A 13,601-nucleotide genomic window follows, 5' to 3' on the forward strand; every position below is an offset into this window, starting at 1 on the left:
CCCTACGCCGCAACGCAAAAAGGCCGCCCATCGGGCGGCCTTTCGAAGAATCGCTGTCGCGTCGGACGGCTTAGCCGTCGTAATCGGCGCCGATCGAGGTGGAGCGCGTCGGGGCCGAGGCGGTGATCCGCAGCGCTTCGGCCGACTGGCTGAGCGAGCCGACTTCATCCATTTCGTCGTCGTCGTCCGGCAGGATCTTCTGCAGGTTGGTAACGGCCGCTTCGTGAAGGTCCTTGGGCTTGATCGTCTGTTCGGCGATCTCGCGCAGGGCGACAACGGGGTTCTTGTCGCGATCGCGATCGACGGTCAGCTCCGCACCGCCCGAAATCTCGCGTGCCCGCTGGGCGGCCAGCAGGACGAGATCGAAACGATTGGGGACCTTGTCTACGCAGTCTTCGACGGTAACGCGCGCCATAGGGCACTCCGATGCAAATCAAGTGATTCCGGGAAAGCGCGGCACTTAAGGCCTCGCGGCTCCACAGTCAAGGATTTGCGCCGCGTGCCTGCGGCGCTAAGGCTGCTTGGAATGGGCGAGAGAAACCTTTCCGATATTGCGAGCGGCTATCGCGATCCCGAACCATTCTCGCATGCGGCGCAGGGCCAATCGCTGACCTTCTATCCCGGAGGCAAGGATCGCCGCAAAGCGCTGATGGAGATGGTCGCCTCGGCCCGCGAGCGGCTCGATATCTGCTTCTACATTTTCGCCGAGGACGAAGTCTCGACCCAATTGCGCGATGCGCTGTGCGACGCGGCGCGTCGAGGTGTCGCCGTGACGCTCATCGTCGACAGTTTCGGCGCTTCGGCCTCCGACAAATTCCTCCGCCCGATCGTCGAGGCCGGCGGTCGATACTATCTGTTCAGCCCGCGTTTCGGCTTTCGCTACCTCATCCGCAACCACCAGAAGATGGTTATCGCCGATGGGACGCGCGCGCTATTCGGCGGATTCAATATCGAGGACGATTACTTCGCTCCGCCGCAGCAGAACGGCTGGAACGACCTCGCCATCGCGATCGAGGGCGATGCGGTCGATGGATTGAGCGACTGGTTCGCCAAGCTGGTCGACTGGACCGACGACGATCATGCGCATTTCCGGGCGATCCGACGCACGGTTTCGCAATGGGAATGGAAATCGGGCGACGGCAGGGCGCGCTGGCTGGTGGGCGGGCCGACGCGCGGGCTGTCGAGCTGGGCGCGCTGCGTCACCCGCGATCTGCGCGACGGCGATCGGCTCGATATCTTCATGGCTTATTTTTCGCCGCCCTACAGCCTGCTTCGCCGGATTGCGCGCGTCTCGAAAAAGGGCGGCACCCGGCTGCTGATGGCGGCCAAGAGCGACAATGGCGCCACGCTGGGCGCCACGCGTTCGCTTTATCATTACCTGCTCAAGCGCGGTGCGAAGATCTGGGAATTCACGCCCTGCAAGCTGCATACGAAGCTGATCGTGCTCGACGACGCGGTCTATCTCGGCAGCGCCAATTTCGACATGCGCAGCCTCTATCTCAATCTCGAGATCATGCTGCGGATCGAGGACGCGGCGCTGGCCGAACGGATGCGCGGCTTCGTCTCGTACCAGATCGCCGCGTCCGAAAGGATCACGTCCGAGGTGCATACGAAGCGACGCACCTGGTTCAACCGGATCCGCTGGGCGGTCGGCTGGGTGCTGGTTTCCGCGCTCGATTACACCGTAACGCGGCGGCTTAATCTCGGCATCTGACCTATTCGTAATCGTCGTAGTGGCGCACGTCGGGGCTGCTGAATTTGGTGAATTCGCTGTGGAACAGCAGCGGGACATTGCCGGTCGATCCGTGACGTTGCTTGGCGACGATCAGCGTCGCCTTGTTGACCAGTTCGAGGTGGCGCGCTTCCCACTCGGCATATTTCATCCGGACTTCCTCGGAAGAGGTCTCGTCGGGCGTGTCGGGCTTCAGGGCGTTGTGGTAATATTCGGCGCGGTAGATGAACCACACCATGTCGGCGTCCTGCTCGATCGACCCGGATTCGCGCAGGTCGGAAAGCTGCGGGCGCTTGTCCTCGCGCTGTTCGACCTGGCGGCTGAGCTGCGATAGGGCGATCACGGGGACATGCAGTTCCTTGGCCAGCGTCTTGAGGCCGCGGCTGATTTCCGAAATCTCGTTCACGCGATTGTCGGTAGCGCGGCCCGAGCCTTGTAGGAGCTGAAGATAGTCGACGATGACGAGGCCGATATCGTGACGCCGCTTGAGCCGTCGCGCGCGGGTGCGCAGGGCGCCGATGGTCAACGCCGGAGTATCGTCGATATAGAGCGGCAGGTCGGTCAGTTCCTGGCTGGCGAAGCTGAGGCGCTGGAATTCCTCGCGCGAGAGCTTGCCCGAACGCAGTTTCTCGCTCGAGATCTCGGCGGTTTCGGCCAGGATGCGCGTGGCGAGCTGATCGGCGCTCATCTCGAGGCTGAAGAAGGCGACGCCCGCGCCGGGCGACTTCTCGCGCTCGATTCCGGCCTTCTCGTCGTCCATCAACCGGCGCGCGGCGTTGAAGGCGATATTGGTCGCAAGCGAGGTCTTGCCCATGGCCGGACGGCCAGCGAGGATCACCAGGTCCGAATTGTGGAGGCCCGAAGTCTTGTCGTTGATGGTGTCGAGACCGGTGGTCTTGCCCGAGAAACGTCCACCCGAATTCATCGCCGCCTGAACCACCTCCAGCGCGCCGAAGGCGGCCTTGCGGAATGTCTGCGCCTCGCTGCCGGTGCTGGCGCCTTCGGCAACGCGATAGAGATCGGCCTCTGCCTGCTCGATCTTCCTCAGCGGCTCGACCTCGTCCGAAGTGTCGAGCGCGCCTTCGACGAGGGTGCGCCCCACGCTGACCAGTTCGCGCAGCAGCGCGAGATCGTAGATCTGCTCGGCCAGTTCGCGCGGGTGCAGCAGCCCCTGGCCGTCTGCGGTCAGCTGCGCGAGGTAGGTCGTCCCGCCCAGCTGCTTGAGCGCCTCGTCGCTTTCGAAATAGGGCTTCAGCGTGACCGGTGTCGCCACCGAATTGCGGTCGAGCAGCTTGAGCACGCGCTCGTAGATGCGTTGGTGTACCGGCTCGTGGAAGTGCTCCGCCATCAGCGGCGTGGTCAGTTCCTCGATCACCTTGTTGTCGATCAGCACCGCGCCGAGGAAGGCGGCTTCCGCTTCGAGGTTGGCGGGCAGCACCGGGCCCTTGGCGAGCTTGGAATCGGTCGAATCGTCGGCGGGGAAGAGAAGGTCGGTGTCGGCCATGGTGGCCTGATGCCCGTTGAAGTGGTCAGCTGACAAGGAAATCGGTCAGCTAAATTTTTGCGCTCGGCTGTGGATAGTGGGGACTGTTCTTCAACCCCTTGCCGCACCCCGTCCTTCTCTGCGAAAGCAGCCGCCAGGCATGACCGATTCCGCAACTTCCTCGGGCGACCATCGTATCGCGCATATCGAGCTCGACGAGGAGACGATCATCTGGCGCAATGCCGATATCGAGCAGGAACGTAAGATTGCGATCTTCGACCTGATCGAGGAGAATTGTTTCAAGCCGCTACGCGCGGTCGAGCGCGGGGCGAACGGTCCCTATCGCCTGAAGCTCGCGGTACGCGACGGGCGCCTGCTGATGACGATCGCCGACGAGGACGAGCAATTGATCGAGGAGCTGCTGCTCGGCCTGGCGCGCTTCCGTCGCCCGATCCGCGAATATTTCGCCATTTGTGACAGTTACTACCAGGCCATCCGCAAGGCGACCCCGACCGAAATCGAAACCATCGACATGGCCCGGCGCGGGGTCCACAATCGCGCGGCGGAACTGCTGATCGAGCGGCTGGAGGGCAAGGTCGAAACCGACTTCGCCACCGCTCGCCGCCTGTTCACGCTGATCTGCGTGCTGCACATCAAGGGCTAAGGGGGACAGGCATGGCCAGGCGCAGTCGCAAACGGCGCAAGTCCCGCTTTCCCAAGGCGCTTTCGCGCGCCGGCAAGACCGCGATGTTCCTGCTCGTCATCGCCCTGATCGGCGCGGCCTATGTCTGGCACGAAGGGCGCGACTGGCGGCCTGACGAGGAACTTTGGCCCGACCAGGGCGCGCTGGTCGGTGCGGTCGATGGCGCGGTCGATTTCGGCACGATCGCCGGGCTGGGCGCGCAATTCGTCTATCTCGAAGCAAGCGACGGGGCGGGGCTCACCGATGTCGCCTTCGCGCGGAATTTCGCCCTCGCCCGCGCAGCCGGCCTCGCGGTCGGCGCGGCGCATCGCTTCGACCCTTGCGACGTCGCCGACGGGCAATCGGCGAATTTCGTGACCATGGTGCCGCGCGATCCCGACCTGCTGCCTCCGGCTATTCTGCTCGAAACCACTGCCGCGGCCTGTCCGGCGCGCGTTTCCGATGCTGCGGTGCAAAGCGAGCTGACCACGCTGGTCAACCAGATCGAGGCGCATGCCGGCAAGCCAGCAATCCTTGCCCCGGTGGAGGAGTTCGAGGAGGCCTATGCCCCGTCGCGCCGGTTCGAGCGGCAGTTGTGGCTCACCCGCAGCTGGTTCGAACCCGATTATGCCACCCGCCCGTGGCTGATGTGGACCGCCAATCGCTGGTACCAAACCGAGGCCGCGCAAGAACCATTGCGCTGGGTCGTGGTACGACCCTGAGGACGACGATATGACCGATGACGATCTGATCGCTGCCGCGCGCGAGGCTGCGCGCCATTCCTATTCGCCCTATTCGAATTTTGCGGTTGGCGCGGCGCTGCGCTTTGCCGATGGCAGCGTGGTGACCGGCACCAATATCGAGAATGCGAGCTACGGCCTCGCGCTGTGCGCCGAGACGGTCGCAGTGTCGAAGGCGATGGCCGATGGGGTGCGCGGCGGTCTGGAAGCGGTCGCCGTGACCGGGCCGGGCGCCGATCCGATCACGCCATGCGGGCGATGCCGCCAGGTGCTCAACGAACTCGCCCAGCTGGGCGGGACCGATCCCGAGATTCTCTGCGTCGGGCCGGAGGATGTACGCAGGCTGCGACTGTCCGACCTGCTGCCGCACGCATTCGGGCCCGCGAGCCTCGCATGATCGCGCGCCGCGCCGCGCTTAGCCTGATGGGCGGGCTGGCGGGTGCGGCGCTGATGCCGCTGGCGGCAGCGGCACGCTCCCGGCGAAAGCCACCGCGCCTGCGGCAGGGCGATACGGTCGGGCTGGTCGCCCCGGCCAGCGCCGTCACGCTGCCGCATGAACTCGACCGGGCGATCCACTGGATCACGGGCATGGGTCTCGTGCCCGAACTGGGCGGGCATGTTGCGGACCAGGATGGATACCTCGCCGGGACCGATATCGACCGGGCAGCGGATATCAACGCGATGTTTGCCGACCCGCAGGTCCGCGCGATTTTCACGATACGCGGCGGCTGGGGTGGGGCGCGTATCCTGCCGTTGCTCGACTGGACCTCGATCCGCACCAATCCAAAGCTTTTGATCGGCTATAGCGACACGACCGCGCTGCACTGCGCCATCGCGGGGCGGGCGGGCTTTCCCACTCTGCATGCGCCCAATGCTGCGAGCCGGTGGGAGGCAGCAAGCTGGGAGAGCCTGTGGAACATCGCCTTCGCCGGCGCCATGCCGGTGCTCGGCGGCGAGGAGGCCGAGCGCGCCTCGGGTCGTGCGGCGCGCACGCTTGTTCCTGGTGCTGCGCGCGGCCGTCTGCTCGGCGGTAATCTGACCGTCCTCTCGACGCTGATGGGTACCGGCTGGCTGCCTTCCTTCGACGGCGCGATCCTGGTCCTCGAGGATATCAATGAGGAGCCCTACCGCGTCGATCGCATGCTCCAGCAGCTGCAGCTCGCGGGCGTGTTCGAGCGCGTGGCCGGCGTCGTTTTCGGCCAGTGTACGCGCTGCCGCTCACGCGATCCCGACTATGCGGGGTTTACGCTCGACGATGTGCTCGAACGGCATCTCGGCGGCTTCGCCAAGCCGGTTGTCGCAGGCTTCAACACGGGCCATGTGCGCGGCCAGCTCACCCTGCCGATCGGTGTCATGGTCGAGCTGGATGGCGGTGCGCGCCACTTGCGGATGCTCGAACCCGCAGTCATCTGACCGCGCTTGCAATTTCCGAGCTGAGCGGTCTAAGCCTCGCCCTTAAGGGAGATTTTCATGACCAGTCGAATTCTTCGCCGGGCCGCGCTGGCGGTCGGTGCCGTTATGACGCTCGTGTCGGGCCAGGTCAGCGCGCAGGAGCGCGCGATGGCCTTCACCGGCGCGACGATCCACACCATGGCGGGGCCGGTGATCGAGAACGGCACGCTGGTGATCGAGGACGGCAGGATCGTCGCGGTCGGTGCCGATGTTGCCGTGCCCGCCGGCGCCGAAACGCGCGATGCCAGCGGCATGGTCATCATGCCGGGCATCGTCGACACGCATTCGCACATCGGTTCGGTGGCGGGGGCCGACCGGTCTTCGCCGATCCAGCCCGAAGTGCGCGCCATGGACGCGATCAATCCAAAGGATGCCAGCATCGCCAAGGCGCGCGCGGGCGGGGTGACCACCGCCAATGTCATGCCGGGGTCCGGCTGGCTGGTCAGCGGGCAGACGTTCTACATGCGGCTGCGCGATGGCGACACGATCGAGGACATCGCCTGGTACTTCCCCGACGGCGCCGTGATGGGCGGGCTGAAGATGGCCAATGGGACCAATCCGATCGGCTCGACACCGGGCTTTCCCGGCACCCGCGCCAAATCGGCGGCGCTGGCGCGCGCGGCCTTCACCGAGGCCGAGAGCTATTGCAAGGGCGACCGCAAGAAAGTCGATCTGGGCAAGGAAACGCTGTGCGAAGTGCTTTCGGGCAGGCGGCTCGTCCACTTTCACACGCACCGCGCGGACGACATCATGACCGTGCTGCGGTTGCAGCGCGAATTCGGTTTCGAGGTGCTGATCCAGCACGGGATGGAAAGCTGGAAGGTCGCCGAGGAACTGGCAGCCGCGGGTATCCCGGTGTCGAATATCATCGTCGACAGCCCGGGTGGCAAGCTCGAGGCGATGGAATCGCGGCTCGAGACCGCCGGTATTCTCGAACGCGCCGGCGTTCTCACCTCGCTTCATTCGGATGACGGCATCATCGACAGCCGCCTGATGTTTCGTCAGGCGGGCATCGCGGTGCGCGGCGGGATGAGCCGCGAAGGGGCGCTGCGCGCGCTGACCATCAATGGCGCCAAGCAACTCGGTCTCGATGACCGGGTCGGCAGCCTCGAGCCGGGCAAGGATGCCGATTTCCTCATCCTCGATGGCGATCCGCTGTCGGTCTACACCGATCTGATGGAAACCTGGGTCGAGGGGCAGAAGCTCTTCGACCGCGCCACCGAGGAGGGCAAGCTCCTGGCCGAAGGCGGCTATGGCGCGGGCAACCCGATGGAGCTTGCCCATCACCACTGGGAAGTCGCCGAAGCGGAGGCCGCACAATGATCGTTCGTATCGCCAAACTCGCCGCGCTCGCGCTGGCCATCGCCCCCGCCTCCCTCGCCGCGCAGGATATCGCCGTACGTGCCGAAACGCTCCACACGATGGAAGGCCCCGCGATCAGCGATGGCGTGGTGGTGATCCGCGACGGCAAGATCGCAGCGGTCGGCCCCGCCGCCTCCACTGCCATTCCCGAGGGGATGGAAGTGCTCACCGCCACGGTGGCAACCCCCGGTCTCGTCGATGCGCGCACAGTGGTCGGCCTTGCCGGTTTCATGAACCAGCCGCACGACCAGGACCAGCTCGACGGCAGCGCACCCGTCCAGCCGCAATTGCGCGCGATCGACGGGTACAATCCCGAAGAGGAACTGGTCGACTGGCTACGCAGCTTCGGCGTGACGACGATCCACACCGGCCATGGCCCCGGCGCCGTCGTGTCCGGCCAGACGATGGTGGCCAAGACCTGGGCCAAGACAGCGGACGCGGCGGCGATCGTCCCGCGCGCCATGATCGCGGCCAATCTCGGCCCCGATGCGCTCGACCGCGAGAAGGGGCCGGGCACCCGGTCGAAGCAGATCGCGCTGCTGCGCGCCGCGCTCACCGCCGCCCGCGCCCCGGCCTCGGTCAAGGGCGATGAGGCCAAGCCCGACAAGCTCGATATGCAAGTGTGGAGGGACGTCCTTGCCCGCCGGGTGCCGCTGATGGTCACCGCCAATCGCACGCAGGACATCATGTCCGCCCTGCGGCTGAAGGACGAATTCGGCATCGACGTGGTGATCGACGGGGGCGCGGAGAGCTATCTGTTGATCGACGAGCTGCGCGAGGCGGGTGTCACCGTGATCCTCCACCCCACGATGGCGCGCCACTATGGCGACATGGAGAACGCGAGCTTCGCCACGGCTGCCACGCTGCGCGAGGCGGGCATCCCTTTCGCGTTGCAGTCGGGCTATGAGGGCTATGTGCCCAAGACCCGGGTCATCCTGTGGGAAGCGGGATGGGCAGCCGCCAACGGACTTGCTCCCGAACATGCGCTGAGCGCGATCACGTCCGATGCCGCACAGGCGATCGGCATGGCCGACCGTGTCGGTTCGCTGAAGGTCGGTAAGGACGGCGATGTCGCACTGTTCGATGGCGACCCGCTCGAATACGCCAGCCACGTTACCGCCGTGGTGATCGACGGGCGCGTGGCCAGTCGCGTAACTCGCTGAAAGCTGATCTGGGAACGATATTCGGCTGGCCCGTTCCAAACCCGAGGGACAGGTCAGGAGACATATCGACATGAAGTTCGTTGCCCTTGATTCGCGAGGCGGCAATTACCTCGTCGTCGCGTCCAATATTGCGTGGCTGCGCGCCGCCGAAAACGGCCAGACGACTGTCGGCATCGTCGGCGGCCAGCCGCTGCTCGTTACCGGGACCATCGAAGAGGTCGCGCAGAAGATCCTTGCGGGCTGAGCGGCCCTGCCTTCTCGTTTCTGGCGGCGGGGCGAAGGTGCCCGTCCGCTGTTCGATGCATTTCGTCGAATCGTCTCGCCGCCGGTCATCCCCGGCATCCGGCTTCGTCGATAGGTCGGCGGTGGCTTGCCCCCCGCAGTGCATCCTTCCTGCCTCCGGCATCCTCGGCATGTCGGATGTGCGCAAGGAGATGCGAAATGATAGAGACAGCTCTTATCCCGGTGGCGCTCATCGCGTCAGCGGCCATCGCGGGCAGCGTCCAGGCAAAGGAAGTCGAAGAACGCGTCGTCGTGACGGTCGCGGACCTCGATCTCGCCGAAGCAGCGGATCGCAAGACGCTCGAACTGCGGCTCAATGCAGCGGTGCGAAAGCTCTGCAACTCATCGAGCCGGTTGCTGTTCGACCACATGATCGAGAGCGAATGCCGGGCGGAAGTGTCCGCCGGTATCGCCGCCAAGATGCCGCACGCCAAGGCGCGGCACGGCTTCGTACGCATCGCAGCACACTGATCCCGGCAATCGATCCGGGGTGCCGCATGCTACCCCGGCCCGGCCGGACAGCATGCAGCGACCCGGCAAAGCGGCAACGGCGGGCTGGTCAGCCGTCCTTCGAATCCAGCCATTCGAGCAGGCTGGCGAGACAGTCGCGCGCCAGCATCTTGCATCGTTCGGGGCTCCAGCCCTGTTCGGGCTCGGGGCTCGCCGGATTGTCCTTGTAGGGCATTTCGAGCGTCATCGCTGTCGCGCCGAAACGCTCGGCGACCTGGTTGGTGCTCATCGACAGGTTGGCCTTGCCCGCTGCCGCCTTGGTATACCCAAGTTCGGTCTGGAAATCGGGCGTCCGGCGGTCGAGGATAGCCTCGTAGCGATAATAGCGCTCGCCCTGCTCGTCGGTCCAGCTGGGAATGCCTTCGTAACCCGCAAGGAAGCTGACGGGAATCGCCTCGTCGCCATGCACGTCCATCGCGAAATCGACGCCGGTTTCGTCCATCCGGTTGCGGATCGCGAGCACCTCGGGTGACTTGTCGGCCGTGGGATTTTCCCACTCGCGATTGAGGTTCGTGCCGGCGGCATTGACGCGCAGATTGCCGCGCCTGGAGCCATCGGGATTGCAGTTGGGCACGATGTGGAGGCGGCAACGCTTGCGCAATTCGCGGCCCACGCTGTCGGCGGGGTCGGTCAGCACTTCCAGCGCACCCTCCATCCACCATTCGGCCTGCGTCTCGCCCGGGTGCTGACGGGCATAGAGCCATACCTTGAATTCCCCCTCGCCCATCTCGAGGCTGTCGAGCGGCTGGCCGTCGAGCGTGGTGCCGAGTTGCACGTAATCGACCCCTTCGGAAGCGGCAGCCTCTGCAATCAGATCGTGGTGGCGCTCCATCGAATAGGGCGCGAAGTAAGCGAACCAGGCGATGTCGCTTGCGGGCGTGTAGCGGATGGTCAGCGTGCCGCCGTGCTCATCCTTGGCGTAGGTCGAGGCCGCACGCCCCCAATAGTCGCGATCTTCCGACACGCAGCTGTCGTAGCCGGGCCAGCCGCCGGGATAGGCGCTTTCCTCCAGCCCGGTGATTTTCAGTTCGAGTTCGCGCCCCGCCGCGCCCGAGACGCGGAAATGGTACCACTGCTTGAATTCGCTCTTCGTGTCTTTCGGGATCGCCAGCATCGCGCTGGCGCCATCCACCGACAGGACTTCGATATTGCCACTGTCGAAGGCGGAATCGATCCGGATATCGCTCACTCGGTAACCTCTACTTCTATGGTTTCGCCATTGTTTCCGGGAAACTCCCGGAACAGCGCGGAGGCGACCGTCTGGGCGTTCGCTTCTCCGCGTGCAAGGGATGAATTCTCGGGCGCCTGGAAATCGGCGCGGCCTTCCCAGATGCTCTGTCCACTGGTCCTGTCGCGAATAGTTACGGCAAGCTCGGTGCCGACGCGATCCTTCCGGCCGCCGCCGAGGTTGATGCCGATTCCCACGCCGACACCCGATCCGTAGCTGCCGGTCGAACCGCCGACGCCCACGCTGACCGGGCTGCGACGCCCGCCGATGCCGATCACATAACGTTCGACTGCAACCTCGGCGACCTGACCCGCGCCGGACCGGTCGCTCTCGCTATAGCCGAGGCGGCGCAGCTCCTCGGCGACGGCTGCCTTGTAAGGCGCCAGCGCGAGACTGTCCGCTTGGGCCCCGGCCGCGGTCTCCACGAAAATGCTGCCTTGCCCCAGTTGGGCCATGCGATCGGGCGCGACGAAGCGGGTTACCTCGACCGGGCCGGGCGGTGTGGTGCATCCGGCAAGCGTCAAGGCGGCGGCGATGCCCAGTGCGATGGGAAGCGGTTTCATGGTTTGCGATCCTTCCAGCGTTTCTCGAGGCCCGATTGCCTTCCCAAACAACGCATGGGCGGGCGATTGTGCACCGGGACGCTTTCCCATGCGCGTTAGGGCGTTGCCGTTACCAATTGGTATGTTAGGTGCGCGAACCATGAGCGAAACGAGCAAAGTGCCCGTGCTGGTCACCGGTGGGGCGGGGTATATCGGCAGCCATGCGGTCCTGGCCCTGCGCGATGCGGGGTGGCCGGTGGCGGTGATCGACAATCTTTCGACCGGCTTCGCCTTTGCGGTCCCCGACGATGTGCCGCTCTACGAAGGCGATATTGCCGATACCATCCTGCTCGAACAGATTTTCGCCGAGCAGGGGATCAAGGCGATCATGCATTTCGCCGGGTCGATCATCGTGCCCGAATCGGTCGAGAACCCGCTAAAATACTACGACAACAACACGGTGAAGAGCCGCGCGCTGATCGAGGCGGCGGTCGCCGGCGGAGTCGAGCATTTCATCTTCAGCTCGACCGCCGCGACATACGGTACGCCGGAAACCTCGCCCGTTTCCGAGGATAGTCCCAAACAGCCGATCAACCCCTATGGCTGGTCGAAGCTGATGACCGAACAGATGCTGTCCGATGCCAGCGCGGCGCATGGGTTCAATTTCTGCGCGCTCAGATATTTCAATGTCGCGGGCGCCGATCCGCAGGCCCGGACCGGCCAGTCCACTGCCGGAGCCACCCATCTGATCAAGGTCGCCTGCGAAGCGGCCACGGGCAAGCGCGACGGCGTGGCGGTGTTCGGCACCGATTACGACACGCCCGACGGCACGGGCGTGCGCGACTATATCCACGTCAGCGACCTCGCCAATGCCCACCTGCTCGCGCTCGAGGCGCTGATCGAGCAGCCCGGTCGCTCGCTGACGATGAATTGCGGCTACGGGCGCGGTTTCTCGGTGCTCGAAGTGCTCGATGCGGTGGACCGGGTGACCAACCAGACGATCGCGCGCCGGATGGAGCCGCGGCGGGCGGGCGATCCGGCAGAGCTCGTTTCCGACCCTTCGCGCATTCGCGAAACGCTGCCATGGCAGCCGCAGCATGCCGATCTCGGCGACATCATCGCGCATGCGCTGCAATGGGAGCGCAAGCTGTCCGAATTGCGCGGCGAGTGACGCTACGCCGGTTAGTCGCTCGAAAACGTCGGTTCGTCGTTCAGCATTGCCGCCGGACTCGCGGCTCGTCTAAAGGGCGCGCTTGCGCATGACCTTGCCCTCCTTCCCCGATGGAACACTCGACGGCGACCGGCATCTTTATGCCGTGCGCGTCTATTACGAGGATACCGACCTCTCGGGCATCACCTATCACGCCAATTACCTGCGCTGGTTCGAGCGCGCGCGGAGCGATTTGTTGCGTCGGCTGGAGATCGACCAGCGCGCGGCGATCGAGGCGGGCGAGGGCGCCTATGCGGTATCGGAAATCAATCTGAAGTATCTGCGCTCCGCGCGGCTCGACGACGATGTGCTGATCGAGACGCGCTGCACCGATATGCGCGCCGCCTCCTGCCGGATGCACCAGCTTGCGTTCAGGTTGGCGGGTGAAGAGCGCGAACTTCTGGCCGAGGCACATTTGCGCGTCGGCTTCGTTTCACCCGATGGCCGGCCCAAGCGCCAGCCGGAGGAATGGCGCGCGGCCTTCGCGCGGTTTGTCGGGCAAGGGGATTCATGAGCTCGCTATCACTTCTCGCCGCCGGGGCACCGACCCGGCTCGATCCGATCCAGCTTTTCCTCGAGGCCGATATCGTCGTCCAGCTGGTCATGGCCGGGCTGCTGGTCGCCAGCATATGGGTGTGGATGATCATCGTCAGTTTCAGCCTGCGGATGAAGAAGCTGCGCAGCCGGACGATCGATTACGAGAACGAGTTCTGGCAGGCGGAAAACTTCGACCGCTTCACTTCCGAACGGGGTAATAAAGACATCCCCGCCGCACGCGTGGCGCAGGCGGCGGTGGCCGAATATCGCCGCTCGACCAAGACCACCGTCCGCGACCCGGAGGCGCTGCGCGGCCGGATTGCGGTGGCCATGGACAGCCAGATCGCGCTCGAAGCCGACGATATCGCCGAGCGATTGAACTTCCTCGCCACGGTCGGCTCGGTTGCCCCATTTGTGGGGCTGTTCGGAACCGTCTGGGGCATCATGAACAGCTTCTTCCAGATCGGCGCGCAGGAAAGCTCCTCGCTCGCGGTCGTCGCCCCCGGCATTTCCGAAGCGCTGTTCGCGACCGCCATCGGTCTGTTCGCGGCCATTCCGGCGGTGATCGCCTACAACCGTTTCAGCCACCGGGTCGATCGCTACGAAGCGCGCCTGCAGCGCTTCGCCGACAAGCTCAACGCGACCTTCAGCCGCCAGCTGGAGGCGCGCTAGTGTTCG

16 protein-coding genes are annotated in these 13,601 nt (G+C 65.1%); 12 read left to right on the forward strand and 4 right to left on the reverse strand.

Annotated elements, in window-relative coordinates; genetic code table 11:
- Positions 1-70 precede the first annotated feature (70 nt).
- Positions 71-415, reverse strand: a complete 345-nt coding sequence (gene rpoZ, locus ASS64_RS09260) for a DNA-directed RNA polymerase subunit omega (RefSeq protein ID WP_067693237.1) — start codon at positions 413-415, stop codon at positions 71-73.
- A gap of 111 nt (positions 416-526) precedes the next feature.
- Between rpoZ and ASS64_RS09265 the strand changes: the two genes are divergently transcribed.
- On the forward strand, positions 527-1,714 hold the full coding sequence (locus ASS64_RS09265; RefSeq protein WP_067693241.1) for a phosphatidylserine/phosphatidylglycerophosphate/cardiolipin synthase family protein: 1,188 nt from the start codon (positions 527-529) through the stop codon (positions 1,712-1,714).
- Position 1,715: 1 nt separating this feature from the next.
- Here ASS64_RS09265 and ASS64_RS09270 read toward each other — a convergent pair whose 3' ends face one another.
- Positions 1,716-3,236 carry a replicative DNA helicase gene (locus tag ASS64_RS09270; RefSeq protein WP_067693244.1) on the reverse strand — a complete coding sequence of 507 codons (1,521 nt, stop codon included), beginning with the start codon at positions 3,234-3,236 and terminating at the stop codon, positions 1,716-1,718.
- 139 nt (positions 3,237-3,375) lie between these two features.
- On the opposite strand from ASS64_RS09270, the gene ASS64_RS09275 reads away from it, so the two are divergent.
- From ASS64_RS09275 to ASS64_RS09305, 8 genes are all read left to right on the forward strand, one after another.
- Positions 3,376-3,879: a UPF0262 family protein gene (locus ASS64_RS09275; protein WP_067693247.1), complete on the forward strand. Its 504-nt coding sequence runs from the start codon at positions 3,376-3,378 to the stop codon at positions 3,877-3,879.
- An 11-nt stretch (positions 3,880-3,890) separates the two neighbouring features.
- Positions 3,891-4,619, forward strand: coding sequence for a glycoside hydrolase family 25 protein (locus ASS64_RS09280; protein ID WP_067693250.1), 729 nt, complete (start codon positions 3,891-3,893; stop codon positions 4,617-4,619).
- A gap of 10 nt (positions 4,620-4,629) precedes the next feature.
- On the forward strand, positions 4,630-5,034 hold the full coding sequence (locus ASS64_RS09285) for a cytidine deaminase (RefSeq protein WP_067693253.1): 405 nt from the start codon (positions 4,630-4,632) through the stop codon (positions 5,032-5,034).
- Positions 5,031-6,050 carry an LD-carboxypeptidase gene (locus ASS64_RS09290; RefSeq protein WP_067693256.1) on the forward strand — a complete coding sequence of 340 codons (1,020 nt, stop codon included), beginning with the start codon at positions 5,031-5,033 and terminating at the stop codon, positions 6,048-6,050. The genes ASS64_RS09285 and ASS64_RS09290 overlap by 4 nt, the downstream gene beginning before the upstream one ends.
- Before the next feature lie 57 nt (positions 6,051-6,107).
- Positions 6,108-7,412 (forward strand): amidohydrolase family protein, encoded by a 1,305-nt coding sequence (locus ASS64_RS09295; RefSeq protein ID WP_083508274.1) that lies wholly within the window; start codon positions 6,108-6,110, stop codon positions 7,410-7,412.
- Positions 7,409-8,614: an amidohydrolase family protein gene (locus tag ASS64_RS09300; RefSeq protein ID WP_067693259.1), complete on the forward strand. Its 1,206-nt coding sequence runs from the start codon at positions 7,409-7,411 to the stop codon at positions 8,612-8,614. The genes ASS64_RS09295 and ASS64_RS09300 overlap by 4 nt, the downstream gene beginning before the upstream one ends.
- 70 nt (positions 8,615-8,684) lie before the next feature.
- Complete coding sequence (locus ASS64_RS16815; RefSeq protein WP_198147686.1) at positions 8,685-8,858, forward strand: hypothetical protein; 174 nt, start codon at positions 8,685-8,687, stop codon at positions 8,856-8,858.
- A gap of 197 nt (positions 8,859-9,055) precedes the next feature.
- Positions 9,056-9,367 carry a UrcA family protein gene (locus ASS64_RS09305; protein ID WP_198147687.1) on the forward strand — a complete coding sequence of 104 codons (312 nt, stop codon included), beginning with the start codon at positions 9,056-9,058 and terminating at the stop codon, positions 9,365-9,367.
- An 88-nt stretch (positions 9,368-9,455) separates the two neighbouring features.
- Here ASS64_RS09305 and ASS64_RS09310 read toward each other — a convergent pair whose 3' ends face one another.
- Both ASS64_RS09310 and ASS64_RS09315 read right to left on the reverse strand, forming a co-directional pair.
- Complete coding sequence (locus ASS64_RS09310) at positions 9,456-10,595, reverse strand: M14-type cytosolic carboxypeptidase (RefSeq protein WP_067693265.1); 1,140 nt, start codon at positions 10,593-10,595, stop codon at positions 9,456-9,458.
- Positions 10,592-11,197, reverse strand: coding sequence for a DUF4136 domain-containing protein (locus tag ASS64_RS09315; RefSeq protein ID WP_067693268.1), 606 nt, complete (start codon positions 11,195-11,197; stop codon positions 10,592-10,594). Before ASS64_RS09315 ends, ASS64_RS09310 begins: the two co-directional genes overlap by 4 nt.
- A 139-nt stretch (positions 11,198-11,336) precedes the next feature.
- On the opposite strand from ASS64_RS09315, the gene galE reads away from it, so the two are divergent.
- From galE to tolQ, 3 genes are all read left to right on the forward strand, one after another.
- Positions 11,337-12,347 (forward strand): UDP-glucose 4-epimerase GalE, encoded by a 1,011-nt coding sequence (gene galE / locus ASS64_RS09320; protein WP_067693270.1) that lies wholly within the window; start codon positions 11,337-11,339, stop codon positions 12,345-12,347.
- An 88-nt stretch (positions 12,348-12,435) separates the two neighbouring features.
- The gene (locus tag ASS64_RS09325; protein WP_067693273.1) at positions 12,436-12,900 is read left to right on the forward strand and encodes a thioesterase family protein; all 465 of its coding nucleotides are present in this window, start codon (positions 12,436-12,438) and stop codon (positions 12,898-12,900) included.
- Positions 12,897-13,595, forward strand: a complete 699-nt coding sequence (gene tolQ, locus ASS64_RS09330) for a protein TolQ (protein ID WP_067693277.1) — start codon at positions 12,897-12,899, stop codon at positions 13,593-13,595. Before ASS64_RS09325 ends, tolQ begins: the two co-directional genes overlap by 4 nt.
- The last annotated feature ends 6 nt before the right edge of the window (positions 13,596-13,601 follow it).

It is taken from the genome of Erythrobacter sp. AP23, assembly GCF_001542855.1.
Lineage (GTDB): Bacteria > Pseudomonadota > Alphaproteobacteria > Sphingomonadales > Sphingomonadaceae > Qipengyuania.